Genomic DNA, 21,571 nt, shown 5'->3' with positions numbered 1-21,571 from the left:
TTTATACTCCTAATTTCCAACCGAGGGTACGCATTAAATCAGAGAAGACGCCAGCAGCTGTCACTTCAGTACCCGCACCATAACCACGTAGTACTAATGGAATTGGCTGATAGTAACGGCTATAGAATGCTAAGGCATTTTCACCATCTTTGATCTTAAACATAGGATCATCACCATCAACAGCAGCGATACGCACCTTACATTTACCTTCTAGGATCTCACCAACATAACGCAGTACTTTCCCTTCTTCTGCCGCTTTTGCCGACTCTTGAGCAAAGTATTCATTCGCTTCTGGAAGACGAGCCATAAACTCTTCAACCGTACCTGAATCATCAAACCCTGGTGGTAAAGCTTGTTCAACTTCAACATCATCTAGTTCAATTTCAAGACCGGATTCACGAGCTAGAATAAGGAGCTTACGTGCCACATCCATACCAGAAAGATCATCTCGAGGATCTGGCTCAGTAAAGCCATTTTGTTTCGCAACATTCGTCGCATCACTTAATGACATACCTTCATCTAACTTACCGAAAATATACGATAAAGAACCCGATAAAATACCATTAAACTTCACCAGTTCATCACCAGCAGCAATCAAATTCTGAAGGTTTTCAATTACTGGTAAACCTGCGCCTACGGTTGTTTCATACATAAACTTACGACGAGTGGCGCGAGCCGCATTACGCAATTGATGGTAAAACGCCATTGAATCTGTATTCGCTTTCTTATTCGGTGTGATGACATGAAAGCCTGCAGATAAGAAATCAACATATTGAGCTGCAATTCCATGATCAGAAGTACAATCAATAATCACTGGATTTATAATATGATTGCGCTGTACTAAAGCGATAAGGCGAGCAAGGCTGAAACCTTCCGTTGTACTATTCATGCGATCACGCCAATGTTCTAGCGGGATCCCTTTGCTATCTAATAATAATCCACGGCTATTAGCTAAACCACAAACTCGGATCTCGATGCCTTTTTCCGCAAGTTTGGGTTGTTGACGTTGAATTTGATCAACTAACTCACCACCAACACCGCCTACACCAACAACAAATACATCTAAAAAATGTTTACTGTTAAATAAATTCTCGTGACAAGCTTTAATTGATTCTGCAATTTTATCTTCTGGAATAACCGCTGAAATAGCACGCTCAGATGAACCTTGTGCAATCGCAATAATATTGACATTAACTTCAGTTAAAGAAGTAAAGAACTGAGAGGCAACACCTTTCGATGTGCGCATACCATCACCAACTAAGGTTACGATTGCAACGTTATCCATGAACTCAACAGGCTCTAATAGACCATCTTTTAATTCAAGCTCAAAAGCTTCTCTTAGTACTTGTTCTGCTTGCGCTTTATCGTCCGCTTCAATACAAAAGCTAATGCTGTATTCTGAAGAAGATTGTGTAATCAATACAATAGAAATACCGGCGGTAGACATAGCGCCAAATACACGGCTCGCCATTCCAACCATGCCTTTCATGCCAGGGCCACTCACATTAACCATTGTTAGGTTATTTAATGTAGTAATACCTTTAATCGCAAGATTGTCTTCACCGGTATCTTGACCAATAAGAGTGCCAGGGCCTTGAGGGTTAAAACTGTTTTTAATTAAGCAAGGAATATGAAATTGTGCAATAGGTGCGATGGTTTTAGGGTGAAGAACAGATGCTCCAAAATAAGAAAGCTCCATCGCTTCTTGATAACTTAATGATTTTAATAAGCGAGCATCATCAACCAAACGAGGGTCACAATTATATACTCCATCCACATCTGTCCAGATTTCACAGCATTCAGCACGAAGACAGGCAGCCAGTACAGCTGCTGAATAATCAGAACCATTGCGACCTAGTGTTACTAGCTCCCCTTTTGAATTACCAGCGGTAAAACCAGGCATGATATTTACATGACCAATGGGTAGCGGTTCATTTCTAAAGTTAAGGGTAGATATATCAACATCAACAGCACCTTCAAGGAAGTCACCGCGCGCATATAGATATTTAACAGGGTCAATCAGGCTAGCCGGCTGTCCTTTTGCTTCAAGAACCGCTTTCATCGTAACGATTGAAATGCGTTCACCTTTACTGATGATTTTTGCGTATACGTTATCAGGGCACATGCCTAATAGGGTGATCCCATGAACGTATTGACGAAGCTGAGACAGTGAATCTTTAAGCTTATTTTCAAGCGTTTTAAGATCAACTTGTGGAAGTGCGGTAGAAATGCCATTAAATAACTGAACAAAAACAGTTTCTAACTCTACGATTTGTAATTCAGCTTCTCCATTGGTTAGAACATTATCTACCACAGAAACTAATTTATTAGTTACCTTACCTGGTGCCGATAAAACAACAGAAACATCTTGCTGCTGTGCATTATTGGCAATGATATCTGCGGCGCGCAAAAAACGATCTGAATCTGCTAATGACGAACCACCAAATTTTAATACTCGCATGACTATCCTCCCTAAAACGAGTGTTACTGCAATATCCTTACTGCATACCTAGCATCATAACCTTTTCAGTTGATAATAAAAGAATGCAGTTAAAAATTAGTAACAAAATTACAAAAAAAAACCCGCTCTGATAATCAGTGCGGGCTTCTTTAAAATACTTATGCGTATCAGCCCACCCCAGCAACCATAGTGCAGGTAATTGTTGTGGTAATAATCATTGAGCTGATAGTGAACATATTAATGAAAACTCTAAATAAATACTTACGATGTACAATAATTACCTTACTTCTCTCTAACAAGTCAATGGGAAATTCCCCAACCGATTTAACAAAAGCAGTAAATATCACGCCAAGCTATTGATTTTAAATTATTAAATTCACATTTAAATATTTTTAACTTGTTATCAAATTAACAACTCTTTACTCATCAATACACCATTAAGGTCGGCATATATATAATCTCCTGGAGAAATTATTTGAGTATTAATGGTCACGGATACTTGTTGCTCACCCGCGCCTCTTTTTTCTGTTTTAAACGGAGAAGCGCCTAATGCTTTTAAACCAAGAGGCATCATTTTTATCGCTCCAACATCTCTGACTGCTCCAAAAACAACCACGCCTTCCCATTGATTCTGTACTGCTAACGTAGCAACTTGATCACCAAGCAGTGCTTTTTGACAAGAACCGTTACCATCAATGAATAATACCTTGCCTTGTCCATTTGTTTTTAAAACATCTCTAACTAAAGAATTATCTTGATAACAACGTACCGTTACAATTTCACCATAAAAGCACACTTTTCCACCATAATTTTTAAACTCAACATCAATGAGCTGTACTTTATCTTCAAATTGGTCACAAATATCAGGTAATAAATCCATTTCATTTTCTCCTTGTTTGTAAAATCGTTTCTAAAATAACAACATTTGTTAAAGTAATTATCGATAGTTCGCATAAATATTTACAATTATAATATAGGTATGTCCCTCTATTTATAACTACACTGTATTGACATCGGTTGCTATTGACTTAAATCAATAAAATGTATGGAAATAAAAATAGCTTATTGTTAGAGTGGTGTTAAAGGATTAAAATCTCCCTTCTAATGGAGTTTCATCTAATATTTTACAAAATTAGAGCTTTTTCATGTTATTGGGTATATATTCAATAACAACCACCAAGGATGGCGTACCGTTTAGGTATTTACTCTTCATTTGACATTTTAGTCTACTATTGAAGAGTCTATTTCCTATTTGTAAATTTTTTATTATAGAATTAACATTTTTAATTCTACTTTTGACTTTAATCAGTTAGTTAGGTACCGCCCATGCAAACCCCTCAGATCCTAATCGTTGAAGATGAACACGTAACTCGTAATACACTTAAAAGCATTTTTGAAGCTGAAGGCTACAATGTTTTTGAAGCGAGCGATGGCGAAGAAATGCACAAAGTGCTTTCTGAGCAACAACTTAATCTAGTGATTATGGATATCAACCTTCCAGGAAAAAATGGTCTTCTACTTGCTCGTGAACTTCGTGAGCGTGGTGATATGGCTCTTATGTTCCTAACAGGTCGAGACAATGAAGTTGATAAAATTTTAGGTCTAGAAATTGGTGCAGATGATTACATCACTAAACCATTCAACCCTCGCGAACTTACTATTCGTGCACGTAATTTATTAACTCGTTCAATGAATCAAAGTACAACTGTTGAAGATAAGAAAACAGTTGAGCGCTATGCATTCAATGGTTGGACAGTAGAAATTAATAGCCGTTCTCTTGTTAGCCCAAGCGGTGAAAGCTACAAGCTTCCTCGCTCAGAGTTCCGTGCTTTACTTCACTTCTGTGAAAACCCAGGTAAGATCCAGACTCGTGCAGATCTTCTGAAAAAGATGACAGGTCGTGAGCTTAAGCCACATGACCGTACTGTTGATGTGACGATTCGTCGTATCCGTAAACATTTTGAATCTGTAACTGATACTCCAGAAATCATTGCTACGATTCACGGTGAAGGTTACCGCTTTTGTGGTGATTTAGAAGAAGCATAAGATTTCTTCTTAAACCCATCTAAATAAAAATGCCCAGCTATCACTAGCTGGGCATTTTTTATGTCTGTATTAATTAATACACCGTATCAATTTGAATATTATTTTCAATGATCCATTCATCATTTACTTGAACAGCAATGTCTAATAATTTAGCTGAATCTAGTGTGTGAAATGATTGACCTGCAATTTCCCACGTATGATTATCATGAACACGAACTTCAAATTCATCATCCGTTAAAACCCATGATTCCTCACCTTGACGCATAACTACTTTTTCAATAGTTAGTTCAGGAGCGATTACTTGCTTTGACGATAATGTCAGTGCCACATTGAACTTGCTCTCATCTTCTTCTGAGCCAATCGTCGGCATTTGGTCAATCCATACCGCAGAACTAAGCTGAATTTGAGTGTTCATGATTTCTACTTTATTGTCTTGTTGCCAATCAACTGTAGATTCTGATGTCATTTGACATCCAGATAGTGCCATCATCATTACAGAAGTAAATAGTACCTTTTTCATAGAATTCCTTATTTAGCTTGCTGCTCTAACCAGCTTTTTAATATTTGAATATCATTTTCATATTCATTTTTAATTTCTTCAACCCAATCATCTATATTTTCCCACCATGCAGGAAGATCCGGTGATTGCGCTTTTTGAGCGACTTGCTGAATATGCTTAAGACCAATAGATCCCGCCGCACCTTTCATTTTATGAGTTTCAAATACGATACCGTCTTGATCTCTTGCCGTCATATTAGTATCCAATATTTGAATGTACTCTTTCATACTTTTTTCAAACATTTCAATACTGGCATATACTGGTTTAGTTCCAACAATATCAATATAAGACTCTAACATTTCTATATCGAGTAAACGATCTATCAGTTGTTCATTATCTAATTGCTCTTGTGTTTTGATTGGCTGTTTTAATTTCTTTTTAAGCTCTTTCTTATCTGACATTGAAAATAACTCAAGAACCTCTGTCAGTGCTTTAACACTTAATGGTTTACTGATCGCTTCATCCATGCCTTTTTCAAAATACTCATCTTTTTCTTTTAAAAGATTAGCCGTTAATGCCACCAGAGGAGGCAACTCATCAAATTTTTCTCGTAATGCCTGAGCAACATCAAACCCTGTCATATCTGGTAGTTGAATATCAAGTAATGCCAGGTCATATTTCGTTGGGTCAAATTGCTTTAAAGCATCTTCGCCACACATAGCAACCTCGACAGTGTGTCCCAAACTTTCTAGCAATGAACGAGCAACCGTGACATTTAGCTCTATATCTTCCAACATAAATATACGCAATGATTTGGCACTCTTAACTTCAGGCATTGCCTCCTCTTCTTCAACATGATCAATTAAAGGCACATTAATCGTTACTATAAACGTACTACCAAAACCAATATCACTGGTTACTGTAATATCTCCGCCCATCAAATTAATTAACTCTTTAGATACAGCAAGCCCAATACCTGTACCTACCGCATGTAAATTATCTTTACCTTGTTTCACTTGATAATACATAGCAAAAACATTATCTAATTCAGATTCAGGGATACCAATGCCAGTATCTTCAACTTCAAAGGTTATTTCCGCATTATCTTGACCAATATCCGCACTAACTGACAGGACTACGCCACCTTCTTTAGTAAATTTAGTCGCATTACCAATCAGATTCCAAAGCACTTGGCGCAATCGAGTACTATCTACAATAATATGGGGAGGCAAAACACTTAGTCTTTCCAAATCAAAACGAAGACCTTTTTGTTCTGCCATTAGTCCTGATATATTTTCCATTTCAGTAACAAAACTAAGGAAATCAAGAGGCTTAGGCAGGAGTTCTAATTTTCGACGATCAAATTTATCCATATCAATGATGTCATTAAAGATATTACCAAGAGTGATCGCACTGACATTAATGGTTCTCATATAGTTATGTTGCTCATCATCAAGGCGAGTATCTAACAACATACGACTTAAACCAACAATGCCATTTAATGGAGTACGTAACTCATGGCTAATGGTTGAAATAAAGGTAGTTTTATCACGGCTGGCTTTTTCTAGCGCCTCTTCGTAACTTTTACGGTCGGTGATATTTCGACCAAAACCGACTAAACCAAGATGGCGTCCACCTTTACTATAAAATGGGATCTTACTTAATTCAAAGCACGCTTTTCGCCCATCAGGATAATCAAGCCATTGTTCGTAAGTTAAAGCTTGATTACCTGTGAGTACCTGTCTATCCGTATCTATAACTTTTACAGCGACTTCTTCGTTGTAAACATCTTTAGGCGATAGACCAATCAATTCTTTCTCTGTTTTACCGATAAGATCTTCCATTGCTTTATTGCAACCAGAAAATAAGCCGGATTCATTACGATAATAAATGATATCTGGAGAGGTATCTAAGTAGGAGCGTAACAATGCCGTTTGTTCCGCTAATTCTAATTGTGCTTTTTCACGTTGAAAAACTTCATTTTCAAGATCTTCCATTGCTTCTTGTCGAGCATCTTCTGCTTTTTCTCGTTCTTCAATTTCTTGATTTAGCTTCTTTACGTTGCCTTGTAATTTTTTATTTAAATCCAAGTCACGCGTACGCATTTCTTCCATTTTACTGACTAATTTAGACAATCGTTGGCGAGAATCCTCTAAATGTTCAACAACAACGGAGAGGAAAAAAACCGCCCAAGGCGTGATTAATAAACCAAAGAAAACAGAACGAACAATATCTAAGTCTGTCACTTCCCCACTCAAGAAAAGTGTAACCCCGACTTGAACGATAACAGCTAGCGCCACTAAGGCTATAGCGAGTAAGAGACTAAAACGAACGATGCCAAGTCTCACCATGAGATCGACATAAAATTGCGCGAGAATTTTTAACTGCTTCATAAACACACCCTGATAGTATTCAGCTAAATAATATCAGGGTTAAGTCTATTTGAGTTATTTTTTCAGTATTGGCTGGGTATATTTGAAGGGTTGGTTAATCAAAGAGCCTTGTGCTCCTTTTTTATTTAATGCCATTCCAACATTAGTTAATCCTAACCAACGAGGTTCACACCACAAAGGAGAAAGTAACGTTGGTCTTCTTGCGGTAGCAGACACACGGTGATAAACCACTTCAGGTGGCGTTAATCGAATAATTTCACAAGCAATATCAACATAATCATCCATTTCTGGCGCTTCAATTTTTCCTGCTCGCCATGCTTTCGCCATCGTACTTCCTTCAACAATATGCAAAGGATGTAATTTAAGTCCGTCTGTTCCGGTCTCGAGCACTTTCGCTAACGTTGTTCGGTAATCATCTCGAGTATCTCCTGGCAACCCCATAATTAAATGAGTGCACACCTTAATACCAAGCGATCTGGCTTTTCGAGTAATAACATCATAACAAGCAAAATCATGACCGCGATTAATTCGTTTTAACGTTTTATCATTGGCCGTCTGTAATCCAAGCTCTAACCAAACCTCATAACCCTCATCAACATATCCCTTCAATAAGTCTAGCACCACATCAGGTACACAATCTGGGCGCGTACCAACACATAAGCCAACAATGTTTGCTGACTTAAGTGCTTCTTCGTACATATTTTTAAGTACTTGAACTTCAGCAAAGGTATTTGTATAAGCTTGAAAATAAGCAAGGTACTTTTTAGCACGCTGCACTTCCCCTGCTCTATCAGTCAATTGGTCATGGATTGATTTAAATTGTTCTGTCTCATCAGAAAAAGAGGCAACATTACAAAATGTGCACCCACCTTTACCTATGGTCCCATCTCTATTTGGGCAACTAAAACCACCATGAAGCGTCAGTTTATGTACTTTCTCGCCATAGCGACGTTGTAAATCTTGACCAAATGTATTTGCTAATTCATGAAGTTGCATTGCGATAACCAATTAAGTAAATCAAGCACTTAGTTCACAAATAAAAAGAAGTCTCACTTCTATTTATGAAAGTTGCTAACTCGTTTGTAAAAAAAGACCGTAAATAATATCTAAATAAACCATTCCTAACTCTAATTTATATCAATAAAAGACGCATAAAGTGGCGATTTAATCGTTAAAAAGCCCATTTATTATAAATACTTATTCATTTTGAGTAAAAAAAGTGAAGATTACGTGTAACTTTCGTTGGTATTTAATATGACAAAAATGTAGGATAGTTACATCGTTAAATAGATTAATTTGCCATCAACACGAATGTTGATGTGTTTCGATAGTGGTATCTACCCTCAAACCACAAATACAACGGATAAAACTGTATTTGATTGATATCACAATGGATGGGTTAGTTTGCACGTCATAATAAGTGATGCCAGCAAACACCAGAATGGATTCAAACTTGCTACCTCTTGAGGCTAACTCACAGCAAGTTCGATTTGAAAATTAGCAAAGGACTAGACAGAAACTTACGTAGAGAAGTTGTGTCTGCATAATACTGGAAGGATGTATCTATGGTAGATAGAGAGCAGAGTACACAGGGCATGTATACTCCTGAATTGGAGCATGATGCGTGTGGTATCGGTTTTGTCGCTCACCTTAAAAACCGTAAATCTCATGATGTGGTTACTCAAGCACTTGATATGCTTGCTCGTATGGAACACCGTGGTGGTCAAGGCTGTGATCCATGCAGTGGCGATGGCGCAGGTATTCTATTACAAAAGCCACATGAGTTTTTATTAGAAGAAGCCGTTAAACTAGGTATCAAGCTGCCTTCTTTTGAAAAATACGGTGTCGGTGTTGTCTTATTCCCTAAAGACGAACATAAACGTCAACAATGCAGAGATATTTTAGAGCGTAATGCTCAACGTCTTGATTTAGAAATCATTGGCTATCGCGTTCTTCCTGTCGATAATTCAATGCTAGGCGACGATCCCCTAAGTACTGAGCCTCAATTTGAGCATGTATTTATTTCTGGTGGCCCATCAATGACCCCAGAAGAACTTGAACGTAAATTGTATGTTCTACGTAACTACACCGTTCGAGTATGCTTGGAAAGTATTTCTAATATTGGTGATGATTTCTACATCAACTCTCTATCGTACAAAACACTTGTTTATAAAGGTCAATTAACGACTGAACAAGTTCCACAGTACTTCCTAGACTTACAAAATCCAACGATGGTGACGGCATTAGCGCTGGTTCACTCTCGTTTCTCTACGAATACTTTCCCTCGCTGGCGTCTGGCTCAACCATTCCGTTACATTGCTCATAATGGTGAGATCAACACAGTTCGTGGCAACTTGAACTGGATGAAAGCGCGTGAAGCTATTATAGAGTCTGATCTCTTTAGCCAGCAAGAAATGGATATGCTGCTTCCGATTTGTCAGGAAGGCAGCTCAGATTCATCGAATTTCGATATGGCGCTAGAACTGCTTGTTCTTTCTGGCCGTAGCTTGCCACACGCATTAATGATGATGATCCCTGAAGCGTGGCAAGAAAATAAAAACATGGACCCTACCCGTCGCGCGTTCTATCAATACCACGCGAACGTAATGGAACCTTGGGATGGCCCTGCGTCTGTTTGTTTCACCGATGGTGTTCAAGTAGGTGCAACACTTGACCGTAATGGTCTTCGTCCTTCTCGTTATACCGTGACAAAAGATGACTTCCTTGTGATGGCATCAGAATCTGGCGTTGTAAAAATAGCACCAGAAAACATTGAGTTCCGTGGTCGTCTACAACCTGGTCGTATCTTTGTTGCTGACTTAGAACAAGGCCGTATTATTTCTGATGAAGAAGTAAAAGATGGCATTGCGAAATCACAACCTTATGAAAAATGGGTTGAAGAGAATCTTCTAAGCTTAAATAAACTGCCTGAAGCAACAAACCAATACAGCCAGCCTTCTCCTGAGCGCCTACTCAACCGTCAACAAGCGTTTGGTGTTACCTCAGAAGAAGTGAATGAGATCATCCTACCATTAGCGAAAACGGCTTATGAGCCATTAACTGCAATGGGTGCCGATTGGCCACTAGCGATCCTTTCTCATCAATCTCAGCATTTATCTAACTATTTTAAGCAGTTGTTTGCCCAAGTAACTAACCCACCGATCGACCCGATCCGTGAGCGTATGGTTATGTCGCTAAACACCTACTTAGGTAAAGACCAAAACTTACTTGCTGAAACGCCTGAGCACTGCCAGAAAGTCGAGCTTGAATCACCGGTTCTTTCTAACTCTGAGCTAGAAAAACTGCGTGCTATTGATAACGAACATCTACAAGCAAAAACACTGGATATCGTTTTCCAAGCCAATGAAGATTCAGGAAAGCTTGAGCGTGCACTTAAACGTATCTGTCAGTATGCTGAAGACGCCGTCGTTGATGGTTACTCTATCATTCTACTAACAGACCGCGCGGTAAACTCAAACCACGCCGCTATCCCTGCAATGCTTGCGGTTGGTGCAGTTCATCACCACCTAATTCGTAAAGGGTTACGTGCTAAGTGTGACATCGTAATTGAAACGGGTGATGCTCGTGAAACTCATCACTTTGCAACACTGGTTGGTTACGGCGCAAATGCGGTTAACCCATACCTAGTGATTGAAACGATTGTTGAACTTCAACGTGTTAAAAAGCTAGATCCAACGGTACATCCAAAAGAATTGTTTGATAACTACCGTAAAGGGGTTAACGGCGGCCTACTTAAGATTTTCTCTAAGATGGGCATTTCAACACTGCAGTCATACCATGGCGCTCAAATATTTGAAGCACTTGGTATCAGTAAATCAGTGGTTGATAAATACTTCACCGGTACCGTTTCTCGTATCCAAGGTCTAACGATTGATGATATCGCCAAAGAAGTGCTAATTCGTCACCGTGTTGGTTATCCAACTCGTGAGATCCCAGTTCAAGTGCTTGATGTGGGTGGTGTATATCAGTGGAAACAACGTGGTGAGAAGCACCTGTTCAACCCTGAAACTATTTCTCTACTTCAAGAATCAACGCGTAATAAAGATTACGGTCAATTCAAGAAATACGCGAAAGCCGTTGATGACCAAGGTGATGATGCAGCAACACTGCGTAGCCAATTAGATTTCATCAAAAATCCAGCAGGATCTATTCCTTTAGAAGAAGTAGAACCTATTGAGAAAATCCTAAAACGTTTTGCTACTGGTGCAATGTCGTTTGGCTCTATCTCACACGAAGCTCACTCAACACTTGCTGTTGCTATGAACCGTATCGGCGCTAAATCTAACTCAGGTGAAGGTGGTGAAGACCCGATTCGTTTTGAGAAAAAAAACAATGGTGACTGGGAACGTTCAGCAATTAAACAAGTGGCTTCTGGTCGTTTTGGTGTGACATCTTACTACCTAACTAACGCTGATGAGCTACAAATTAAGATGGCTCAAGGTGCGAAACCTGGTGAAGGTGGTCAACTACCTGGCGATAAAGTCGATGATTGGATTGGTGCAACACGCCACTCAACTCCTGGAGTTGGTCTGATTTCACCACCACCACATCATGATATTTATTCAATCGAAGATTTAGCTCAGCTTATTTACGATCTGAAAAACGCCAACCGTAAAGGCCGCGTTAACGTTAAGTTAGTATCTGAAGCCGGTGTTGGTACTATCGCCTCTGGTGTAGCTAAAGCAAAAGCAGACGTCGTTCTTATCGCAGGTTTTGATGGTGGTACGGGTGCATCTCCAATGTCTTCAATTCGTCATACTGGTCTTCCTTGGGAACTTGGTTTGGCAGAAACACACCAAACACTACTGAAAAATGGGTTACGTAACCGTATCGTTGTTCAGTCTGATGGCCAAATGAAAACACCTCGAGATCTTGCAGTAGCAACACTTCTTGGTGCTGAAGAGTGGGGCGTAGCAACTGCTGCTCTTGTTGTTGAAGGCTGTATCATGATGCGTAAGTGTCATAAGAATACCTGCCCTGTTGGTATCGCAACACAAAACAAAACACTTCGTGAGCGCTTTGACGGTCGCGTAGAAGACGTGGTTACTTTCTTCCAGTACATGGCTGAAGGTCTACGTGAAGTAATGGCAGAACTGGGTTTCCGCTCTATTGATGAAATGGTTGGTCAATCTCATAAACTGAAAGTTCGTGATGATATCGGTCACTGGAAATACAAAAACTTAGATTTATCTCCTGTACTGCACGTTGAACAACCTCGTGCTGAAGATGGTATTTTTAATCAAATAAAACAACAGCATAACCTTGAAGATGTATTGGATCGCAAACTTATAAAACTTGCCAAACCAGCACTCGAAGAAGGTAAACCGGTTAATGCAGAATTTGATATTCTAAATACTGACCGAAGTGTCGGAACGATGCTTTCAAATGAAATATCTAAAGTCTATAAAGATCACGGATTACCGCAACCAATGAACGTGAAGTTCAACGGCTCTGCAGGCCAAAGTCTAGGTGCTTTCCTTGCTAAAGGCGTGAAATTTGAAGTCGAAGGCGATGCGAATGATTACTGGGGTAAAGGCTTATCTGGCGGTACGCTAGTGCTTTATCCAAACGTAAAATCAACGATTGTAGCTGAAGATAACATTGTTGTAGGTAACGTGTGTTTCTACGGCGCGACTTCTGGCGAATCTTATATTCGCGGCATGGCTGGCGAGCGTTTCTGTGTGCGTAACTCAGGCGCAAAAGTTGTCGTTGAAGGAGTGGGTGACCACGGTTGTGAATACATGACTGGCGGTGTCGCACTAATCCTTGGCTCTACAGGTCGTAACTTTGCGGCAGGTATGAGTGGTGGTGTTGCCTATGTTTGGGATAAGTCTGGTGATTTTGAATCGAAACTCAATTCTGAACTTGTTGACCTAGACCCTATTGAACAAGAAGATAAAGATCTTCTATTAGAAATGCTAACTAAGCATGTTGAATTCACAGGAAGTGAAGTTGCTCAGTCTTTCCTAGATAACTTTGAAGCAAACTTGGCCTCTCTGGCTAAAGTGATGCCGCGTGATTACAAAGCGGTTCTTCAAAAGCGTAAAGCTGAAGCACAACAGGCACAAACGGAAGAAGTGGAGGCAGTATAATGGGTAAGCCTACTGGATTTTTAGAACATGGTCGTGAGCTACCAAAGAAACTCGACCCAACAGTTCGAATTCAAGACAATAAAGAATTTGTATTGAATGATGAATTTGCTGACAAGATTGGTACACAAGCATCACGTTGTATGGATTGTGGTGTGCCGTTTTGTCACAACGGTTGCCCTATTGGTAACATCATTCCTGAGTTTAATGATGCGGTATATCGTGATAGCTGGGAAGAAGCGTGGAAGATCTTAAGTTCAACCAATAACTTCCCAGAGTTCACCGGCCGAGTGTGTCCTGCTCCTTGTGAAAGTGCCTGTGTTCTTGGTATTAACCAAGACCCAATCACTATCTGTAATATCGAAAAAACGATTGTAGAAACCGCGTACCGTGAAGGGTACGCGCAACCTAAAAAACCTCGTTCTCGTACAGGTAAAACAGTTGCTATTATCGGTTCAGGTCCTGCAGGTTTAGCCGCAGCAGAACAACTAAACAGTGCAGGCCACTCTGTAACTGTATACGAACGCGATGAAAAAGTCGGTGGTCTACTACGCTTTGGTATTCCTGACTTCAAGTTAGGCATGGATATCATTGATCGTAAAATCAACTTAATGGCTGATGCCGGTATCAAGTTTGAAGTTAATGCTCATATTGGTGTCGATATTAATGCACTGCAATTACGCCAAGACTTCGATGTCGTTCTACTCACTGGTGGCTCTACAGTACCAAGAGATCTACCCATTCCAGGACGTGAACTCAATGGCGTTCACTTTGCTATGGAATTCTTAGGTCAAAACAACCGTCGTGCTAATAACATGGATCTTAAAACTAAAGAGATCCATGCTAAAGGTAAGCATGTTGTTGTTATTGGTGGTGGCGATACGGGTTCTGACTGTGTTGGTACGTCGAATCGTCATGGTGCAGCAAGTATTACTCAGGTTGAGATCATGCCGATCCCACCAGAGAAACGCCCTGCGAATATGCCTTGGCCTCAATACCCAATGATCATGAAGACAACTACGTCTCACGAAGAAGGCTGTGAGCGCCACTGGAATATTCTAACCAAAGAATTCATCTCTGATGATGCTGGTAATGTGACAGGTCTTCGTATTGCTGACATCGTTTGGCAAGATGCAAAACCAGGTGAACGCCCAGGATTTGATGAAGTCGCTAATAGTGAGCGAGTGATCCCTTGTGATCAGGCATTCTTAGCGATGGGGTTCTTACATCCAGAACCAACGGGTGTATTGGCTCAGTTAGATATCAAACTTGATGATCGTGGCAACGTAGCAACCGATGGCTATGCAACCAATCAAAAAGGTGTTTTTGTCGCGGGTGATATGCGTACCGGTCAGTCTCTGATTGTTCGTTGTATTAATGAAGGTCGTGAATGCTCTAGAGAAGTTGATGCTTACCTTATGGGTAACTCGAATCTAGAAGCAAAAGCGGATTCGCTAATGCTATCAGCATCGTAGTTTTTGAAATAGATTAATTCAGGTTTCCTTCCGAACCTTTGGCCAACATTTCGATGTTGGCCTTTTTTGTTCTAATGTATAAAACAAAATACAACAACATACTGACTTGTTCTATATTACTAATATCCATAATTAAAATTAGCGTTTATTACTTATGAAAAAACCAATAACTTGTATCTTTATAGTACTAGCATTATCAGCTTGTAGCCAAAAGGCAGATATCACAATGGATAAATCAACAAAACTGTGTGGAAACAAACCTAATTGCGTTTCTACTCTTGAAAATCGTGAGACATTTTCTATCCCTTCTTTTACTCTAACAAATACTGCAAATACCCAAAATATTGCCGCAGCAGCGCTGCAACTAAAAGGTGCAAAAGTTGTTTTTACCGACAATGACTATGTACATATCGAATGTACGAGCTTAGTTTTTCGATTTGTTGATGATTTAGAGCTACGAATATCAGGAGATACACTTATTGTTCGTTCTGAATCACGAACAGGGCACTCTGACTTTGGTGTAAATAGAAAGCGAGTTGAGCAGCTAAGAGAGATTTTATTAAAAAAAGGACTTATTTCTAAATAAAGACCGCCAATAAAAAGCCCTTACTTAAAAGGGCTATCTTAAAATCACACAGAAAAAGGATACTTAATCGCCTCATGGCTTTCATAGCCAATCACTTCAAAATCATCCATAGTTACCCATGTTTCTAAATCTTCTAATGATTTAATCTTAGGGTTTATTTTAAAGATTGGAGCCTTCAATGGCTTACGCTTTAACTGAACTTCTTTCATCAATTCAAGCTGATCTTCATAAATATGACCATTAACAATCTTATGATACGCCTTACCTGCTTTATGTCCTGTAATTTGAGCCACAATAGCCAGCAGAAAATACACTTGAACCATATTGAAATTAAGGCCTAGCGGAACATCACACGAGCGTTGAGTACTATTTAAGTACAATGTATCACCTAATAGTGAAAAGTGGTGTGAGTACATACACGGGCGTAAGCAGCCCATATCAAACTCACCAGGGTTGTAGAAATTTAAAATTTCACCACGGTCGTCAATACCAGCGCTTAAATCATCAATGATTTTTTTCAATTGATCGACAAGCTCACCATTTGGTTTTGCCCACGAACGACCTTGAACCCCATATACTCGGCCCATGTCATCTTCACCTTTTCGGTGAGCGCTATTGAGCCAAACGTCGTTTAGGTTCGCATTCGCATCCCAAGTTTTAGTACCTATTTTACGGAAATCTTCTGCGTTATCATAACCGCGAATATAACCAATCATTTCAGCAACGGCTGATTTCCAGAAACTCTTACGTGTCGTTACTAATGGAAACTCTCCATTGGCAACATCATAGGTTAAATCGGCATTAATCACCGTCAAACAGCGCTTTCCAGTGCGTTCGTTTTCAATCCAGTGACCTTCATCAACAATGCGTTGGCATAAATCTAAATACTGCTTCACGGTCATGCTCTCTAAAATTGGCTTAAAAAAATGGCCTCAAACGAAGAGGCCATTACTATAAATCGTTATTATCGCTATTCTAGCGTATTTTTCTTAGTTTGTTTATTTTGCTTTTTGTTTAGATTTCTCTGACTTAGTACCACTATTCTTCAAATCAGTCGCAAAAAGATTACGCTTAAATGCCCAAATCATCATCAACAGACCACCTATCACCATTGGTAGTGACAGTATTTGTCCCATTGAGATCCAATCGCCAAATAAACCTAATTGTGCATCCGGTTGACGAACATACTCAACTAAGAAGCGGAATGTACCGTAACCAAATAGGAATAAGCCAGAGACTGCGCCTAATGGACGAGGTTTACGAATAAACCAATTTAGAATTAAGAATAAAACAACGCCTTCAAGTGCAAATTCATACAGCTGCGATGGGTGACGAGGGAAAGGTCCACCTGTTGGGAATACCATCGCCCACGGCACGTCAGTAACACGGCCCCATAGTTCACCATTCATGAAGTTACCAAGGCGACCAGCCCCTAAACCAAATGGCACTAATGGTGCGACAAAATCAGCAATGGTAAAAAAGCTACGATTATTCTTATAACCGTACCAAAGCATTGCGGTGATCACACCAAGCAATCCACCATGGAAAGACATTCCGCCTGTCCAGACTTCAAATAAGTACAGTGGGTTATCTAAGAAATAACCGAAGTTATAAAATAAAACATAACCAACACGCCCGCCAATAACGACCCCTAGAAAGCCAGCAAAAAGAAGATCACTGACTTGATCTCTCGTCCAGCCACTGTTCGGCTTATCTGCACGTTTATTTGCAAGCCATAAAGCAAACATAAAACCAAAAAGATACATCAAGCCATACCAACGCACTGCTAATGGACCAATTTCAAATAATATCGGATCGATATGTGGGAAGTTTAAATACCCCTGACTCATGACTACTCTCTTATCCTAAGAACATTTTACTGCCGATAAATACTAGAAATACGGCAAAGATTTTTTTCAATGTTGATGTCGGTAAATGCGATGCTAATTTAGCGCCAATTCTAGTGGTTAAAATAGAAGTGATGCTTATGCCACATAAGGCCGGTAAATAAACATAACCTAAACTCATCGTTGGCAGGTTTGCTACATTTACACCATGTATGACAAAACCTATCATGCCAGCTATCGCGATTAATGTGCCACACAATGAAGAACTGCCAATGGCTTTTCTCATTTCAATACCATGAAAGCTTAAATAAGGTACCGTAAGTGAACCTCCGCCAATACCCGCTAAACTAGATACAACACCGATAACTCCACCAGAGGCCGCTGTTTTAAGAGGCGATGGCATTGTTCTTGTTGCTGTAAATTTAAGTGCTAATAGCATCTGTAGAGCCAATAAAAGCACGATAATACCAAAGACTTTAGGTAAATATTGTGTCGGTATTAATTCAGTAAGATAACTACCAATAAAGCCACCAACGACAACACCGGGTGCTAAACTTTTAATTAACCCCACTTCGACATTACCCAAACGTAAATGGTTCAATGCCGATGAGCTTGATGTAAATATAATTGTCGCTAATGATGTACCGAGCGCCATTTGCATCGCTATGCTCGAATCAATGCCAGCCAAAGGCAATAACCACAACAGCGCGGGAACGACAAGTAATCCACCACCAATACCTAATAGACCAGCCATTACACCAACGACACTACCAAGTAAAAGATATAGTGCGAAAATAGACCAAAAATCCACTGACATTTATTTACCTGCTCGAATAAACCCTAAAAGATCTTTCTGTTCAAAAAAAGACATCATATCAGTTAAAATTGTCTCCGCATCATCATGATGTAAAAGAATATTTGTCATACTTTCAATTTCAGTTAATGTTATTTGCCTAATAATGTACTTAATCTTAGCAACGTTGGAAGTATTCATACTTAAATTACGATAACCAAGCCCAATTAAGAGTAAGCACCCAATAGGATCTCCCGCTAATTCGCCACAAACACTGACAGGCAAATTATGTTGATTTGCCGTTTCTATAATCTGTTTCAATGCCAACAGCACTGCCGGATGATAAGACTCATAAACGTGCGAAACTCGAGAGTTATTTCTATCTACTGCCAACAAATATTGAGTTAAATCATTCGTGCCTACAGAAATAAAATCAACAAACCCTGCCACTCTTGGTAAGAGATAGAGCATAGATGGCACTTCAACCATCATACCGATACGAGGTTTAGAGAAATCAATTTCAGATTCACTCAATACTTCTTCATAAGCTTGGTTAATAAACGCTTTTGCCTGTCTTAATTCAGGGATACCCGAAATCATCGGCAGCATTATGGATAAATTATTATTTCCTATATTCGCTCTTATCATCGCTTTAAGCTGCAATAAAAATATATCTGGGTGATCTAAAGTAAATCGAATACCACGCCATCCTAAAAATGGGTTATCTTCTTCGATAGGTAAATAAGGTAATGGTTTATCTCCACCGATATCAAGCGTTCTCATTACCACCGGCTTTTGAGGGTAAGTTTCTAGAATCGCTTTATATTGTAGATATTGTTCTTCTTCTGATGGAAATCGTTGATGAAGCAAAAACGGTATTTCCGTACGATAAAGACCGACGCCATCAACCCCTTTATTAACCGCTATATTGGAATCGATACTTAAACCGGCATTCAAATGAATGCTCATTAAATGGCCATCAAGCGTTAGTGTCGGCTTATCAAGATCCAAAGTTATGAGTTTTGATAACTCTAGTTCTTCATTTTGTAGATCGGTATATTCTTGAATTAAGGCTTCAGTTGGCTTGATATAGAGTAAACCACTGTAACCATCCACAATAGCTAGTGATTTATGATAATGAGCAGGATTAAACTCAACCCCCATTATCGCTGGAATGCCAAGAGCCTTAGATAAAATAGCGGCGTGTGAGTTTGCTGCCCCTTCGAGAGAAATAACTGCTTTTAATTTATCTTTAGGGATGCTAGCTAACATAGATGCAGTTAGCTGAGTCGTAACAAGAATTACTGGGTGTGAAAGATCAATATCTAATTTATCTTCATAGTTCAGAAAATAGAGTAATCTTTGCCCAAGCTCTCGAACATCATTTGCTCTCTGACTTAAATAAGAATCGCTCATTCTCTCAAAACGTCCAGCATAAGACTCTATGACTTGACGCAATGCCCACTCAGCAGAGTCACCTTGATTGATCTGTTTTTTAAGATCAGCCTTTAACATAGGATCATTCAGCAAATGACTAAAGAGATCAAAAATAGCTAACGTATCACTATTTAATTCCTGTTCAAAACGTTTCTTTGCTCGTCGGAAATCTTTTAAAGCAAGTTCGACGGCATTACCAAGGCGATCTTTTTCTAGCTCAATATCAATACATGAACTTGGTAAAATTGCCTCAATTTTAGGTTGTGCATCATCAAACCACAGCGGGGCTATTCCAACGCCATTAGAGGCCGAAATGCCTTTAAACTGCTTTTGTTGTGTAGAAGAAGCTTGCAACTGAGTCGACCAACTTTCATGGGCCTTAGCGTATGCTAACACCACCGCAAGTTGAGCGGAAAGTGTCACTAAGAATGACTCTTCAATCTCGGTAAACTGACGTTTTTCTTTTTGTTGAACGACCAATACACCTAAATTCTGACGACGATAGATAATTGGTGTAGCAAGAAATGAATTAAATTTATATTCAGCAATGCTTGGAATATATTTATAGGATGGATGTACTGATGCATTCGCAAGGTTTAACGGCTCACAACTGCGTGCAACAAGACCAACAAGCCCTTCATCAATACCTAACGATACGGTATTAGGCTTAGCTTTTAAGCCCTCCGTTGCCATCAGTTCTAAACGAAGATTATCATTACTCATTAAATAAACTGAGCAGCATTCGGTTCTCATCGAATGTCGAGTATTTTTCACCAATAGTGCTAAAGCATCATCTAACGATTCTGCTTTAGCTACATGATCAACTATATCCCTGAGTTGAGTAAGCATACTAAACAATCCTTAAGGTGATAAGGTATAGACAGCTTACCCTTTTTTACCTTTCCTTTTAAATTTTCGTTCCTTAAACGGCATGGCAATAACCGCGAACTCTTTCAAGGCTCGACGATAAACATCACGTTTAAATGAAACAACTTGTCTTACTGGGTACCAATAACTAACCCACCGCCAGCCATCAAATTCCGGCGAGCGATCTCTTTGCATATTCACCTTGGATTCGTCACATTCCAAGCGTAACAAAAACCATTTTTGTTTTTGTCCAATACAGACAGGTTTTGAATCCCATCTAACTAAGCGCTTCGGTAATTTATATCGCAACCAATGTCGGCTACTTGCTAAAATACGTACGTCATTTTTAGTCAGGCCAACTTCTTCATACAATTCTCGGTACATTGCTTGTTCAGGTGTCTCACCATCATCAATGCCACCTTGTGGAAATTGCCAAGAATGTTGTCCGTATCGTTTCGCCCAGAATACTTGACCATGGCTATTGCATATCACTATCCCGACATTCGGGCGGAAACCATCGCCATCTATCACTGGATGACCTCATCATAAACTTATATTCCTTTGATTTTTTCACAGATCGCCTCTTTGAGCAAACAGGATCACGCTTTCTTGTCACGTTTTACTAAAATAACCTCGAATCTTGAATAACTTTTAATCAATTAACCACTTATCAACATAACAATGAGAGCTGCCCCACATTTATTCACCTTTTCTGTGTATAACTTTGTGAAGAAGATAAAAACAAACGAAATCACACGATAAAAATCATTTTATCAATAAGAGGGAGGGAAAAAGTAAATATCAATAAAAATGATATTAAACAAAAAGTTAAATTAAAGATCCTTTGAGTGATCTTTTCAAAAAAAAGCCTGCGATTAATATAACTACAGATCGGTTAAAGATCGAGCAATCCTATAATTACCCACAACAACCCCCTCTTTAATGTGCTATACACCTGAAAGTCAACAACTTATTCATAAATATAATACTGTATATGGATCCATAAAAATAGAAATCGATTAATAAACAATCGTGAATGTGGATAACTTAATTAGAT

Annotated in this window: 14 protein-coding genes; 4 read left to right on the top strand and 10 right to left on the bottom strand. The window is 39.3% G+C overall.

The genetic code is table 11. From position 1 onward, the window contains the following. Position 1 precedes the first annotated feature (1 nt). A complete protein-coding gene (gene thrA, locus A6E06_RS16530) occupies positions 2-2,461 on the bottom strand; it encodes a bifunctional aspartate kinase/homoserine dehydrogenase I (protein ID WP_065594016.1) in 2,460 nt (819 codons plus the stop codon). 403 nt (positions 2,462-2,864) lie between these two features. Next, the gene (locus A6E06_RS16525) at positions 2,865-3,341 is read right to left on the bottom strand and encodes a putative 4-hydroxy-4-methyl-2-oxoglutarate aldolase (protein WP_065594017.1); all 477 of its coding nucleotides are present in this window, start codon (positions 3,339-3,341) and stop codon (positions 2,865-2,867) included. A 446-nt stretch (positions 3,342-3,787) separates the two neighbouring features. On the opposite strand from A6E06_RS16525, the gene arcA reads away from it, so the two are divergent. Then, positions 3,788-4,507 (top strand): two-component system response regulator ArcA, encoded by a 720-nt coding sequence (gene arcA / locus A6E06_RS16520; protein ID WP_065594018.1) that lies wholly within the window; start codon positions 3,788-3,790, stop codon positions 4,505-4,507. Positions 4,508-4,580: 73 nt separating this feature from the next. Here the strand turns inward: arcA and A6E06_RS16515 are convergent, their stop codons facing one another. Genes A6E06_RS16515 through A6E06_RS16505 form a run of 3 tightly spaced genes read right to left on the bottom strand, consistent with a single transcriptional unit; the run spans position 4,581 to position 8,395 of the window. After that, positions 4,581-5,027, bottom strand: a complete 447-nt coding sequence (locus A6E06_RS16515) for a hypothetical protein (RefSeq protein WP_065594019.1) — start codon at positions 5,025-5,027, stop codon at positions 4,581-4,583. An 8-nt stretch (positions 5,028-5,035) separates the two neighbouring features. Beyond that, complete coding sequence (arcB, locus tag A6E06_RS16510; RefSeq protein ID WP_065594020.1) at positions 5,036-7,399, bottom strand: aerobic respiration two-component sensor histidine kinase ArcB; 2,364 nt, start codon at positions 7,397-7,399, stop codon at positions 5,036-5,038. Between the two features lie 54 nt (positions 7,400-7,453). After that, the gene (locus A6E06_RS16505; RefSeq protein ID WP_065594021.1) at positions 7,454-8,395 is read right to left on the bottom strand and encodes a TIGR01212 family radical SAM protein; all 942 of its coding nucleotides are present in this window, start codon (positions 8,393-8,395) and stop codon (positions 7,454-7,456) included. Between the two features lie 569 nt (positions 8,396-8,964). On the opposite strand from A6E06_RS16505, the gene gltB reads away from it, so the two are divergent. The 3 genes from gltB (at position 8,965) to A6E06_RS16490 (ending at position 15,570) form a co-directional block, all read left to right on the top strand. After that, positions 8,965-13,512: a glutamate synthase large subunit gene (gene gltB, locus A6E06_RS16500; RefSeq protein ID WP_065594022.1), complete on the top strand. Its 4,548-nt coding sequence runs from the start codon at positions 8,965-8,967 to the stop codon at positions 13,510-13,512. After that, positions 13,512-14,984, top strand: a complete 1,473-nt coding sequence (locus A6E06_RS16495) for a glutamate synthase subunit beta (protein WP_065594023.1) — start codon at positions 13,512-13,514, stop codon at positions 14,982-14,984. Before gltB ends, A6E06_RS16495 begins: the two co-directional genes overlap by 1 nt. Positions 14,985-15,138: 154 nt before the next feature. After that, positions 15,139-15,570, top strand: coding sequence for a DUF1499 domain-containing protein (locus A6E06_RS16490; RefSeq protein WP_065594024.1), 432 nt, complete (start codon positions 15,139-15,141; stop codon positions 15,568-15,570). 44 nt (positions 15,571-15,614) lie between these two features. Here A6E06_RS16490 and A6E06_RS16485 read toward each other — a convergent pair whose 3' ends face one another. From A6E06_RS16485 to rppH, 5 genes are all read right to left on the bottom strand, one after another. Beyond that, complete coding sequence (locus A6E06_RS16485) at positions 15,615-16,466, bottom strand: thymidylate synthase (RefSeq protein ID WP_065594249.1); 852 nt, start codon at positions 16,464-16,466, stop codon at positions 15,615-15,617. A 102-nt stretch (positions 16,467-16,568) separates the two neighbouring features. Beyond that, positions 16,569-17,420, bottom strand: a complete 852-nt coding sequence (lgt, locus tag A6E06_RS16480; protein ID WP_065594025.1) for a prolipoprotein diacylglyceryl transferase — start codon at positions 17,418-17,420, stop codon at positions 16,569-16,571. Positions 17,421-17,430: 10 nt separating this feature from the next. Next, complete coding sequence (locus tag A6E06_RS16475) at positions 17,431-18,234, bottom strand: sulfite exporter TauE/SafE family protein (RefSeq protein WP_065594026.1); 804 nt, start codon at positions 18,232-18,234, stop codon at positions 17,431-17,433. After that, a complete protein-coding gene (gene ptsP, locus A6E06_RS16470; RefSeq protein ID WP_065594027.1) occupies positions 18,235-20,496 on the bottom strand; it encodes a phosphoenolpyruvate--protein phosphotransferase in 2,262 nt (753 codons plus the stop codon). A 36-nt stretch (positions 20,497-20,532) separates the two neighbouring features. Further along, a complete protein-coding gene (rppH, locus tag A6E06_RS16465) occupies positions 20,533-21,045 on the bottom strand; it encodes an RNA pyrophosphohydrolase (RefSeq protein WP_005417607.1) in 513 nt (170 codons plus the stop codon). Between the last annotated feature and the right edge of the window lie 526 nt (positions 21,046-21,571).

This window comes from Aliivibrio sp. 1S175, from assembly GCF_001690985.1.
Classification (GTDB): Bacteria; Pseudomonadota; Gammaproteobacteria; order Enterobacterales; family Vibrionaceae; genus Aliivibrio.
The sequence above is the reverse complement of the archived record's forward strand: the minus strand, read 5'-3'. Positions and strand labels throughout refer to the sequence as shown.

What these genes read in the sequence shown, in the direction of transcription:
- thrA (WP_065594016.1), bottom strand. Translation starts at nt 2,461, where the DNA reads ATGCGAGTATTAAAATTTGGTGGTTCGTCATTAGCAGATTCAGATCGT.
- A6E06_RS16525 (WP_065594017.1), bottom strand. Translation starts at nt 3,341, where the DNA reads ATGGATTTATTACCTGATATTTGTGACCAATTTGAAGATAAAGTACAG.
- arcA (WP_065594018.1), top strand. Translation starts at nt 3,788, where the DNA reads ATGCAAACCCCTCAGATCCTAATCGTTGAAGATGAACACGTAACTCGT.
- A6E06_RS16515 (WP_065594019.1), bottom strand. Translation starts at nt 5,027, where the DNA reads ATGAAAAAGGTACTATTTACTTCTGTAATGATGATGGCACTATCTGGA.
- arcB (WP_065594020.1), bottom strand. Translation starts at nt 7,399, where the DNA reads ATGAAGCAGTTAAAAATTCTCGCGCAATTTTATGTCGATCTCATGGTG.
- A6E06_RS16505 (WP_065594021.1), bottom strand. Translation starts at nt 8,395, where the DNA reads ATGCAACTTCATGAATTAGCAAATACATTTGGTCAAGATTTACAACGT.
- gltB (WP_065594022.1), top strand. Translation starts at nt 8,965, where the DNA reads ATGGTAGATAGAGAGCAGAGTACACAGGGCATGTATACTCCTGAATTG.
- A6E06_RS16495 (WP_065594023.1), top strand. Translation starts at nt 13,512, where the DNA reads ATGGGTAAGCCTACTGGATTTTTAGAACATGGTCGTGAGCTACCAAAG.
- A6E06_RS16490 (WP_065594024.1), top strand. Translation starts at nt 15,139, where the DNA reads ATGAAAAAACCAATAACTTGTATCTTTATAGTACTAGCATTATCAGCT.
- lgt (WP_065594025.1), bottom strand. Translation starts at nt 17,420, where the DNA reads ATGAGTCAGGGGTATTTAAACTTCCCACATATCGATCCGATATTATTT.
- A6E06_RS16475 (WP_065594026.1), bottom strand. Translation starts at nt 18,234, where the DNA reads ATGTCAGTGGATTTTTGGTCTATTTTCGCACTATATCTTTTACTTGGT.
- ptsP (WP_065594027.1), bottom strand. Translation starts at nt 20,496, where the DNA reads ATGCTTACTCAACTCAGGGATATAGTTGATCATGTAGCTAAAGCAGAA.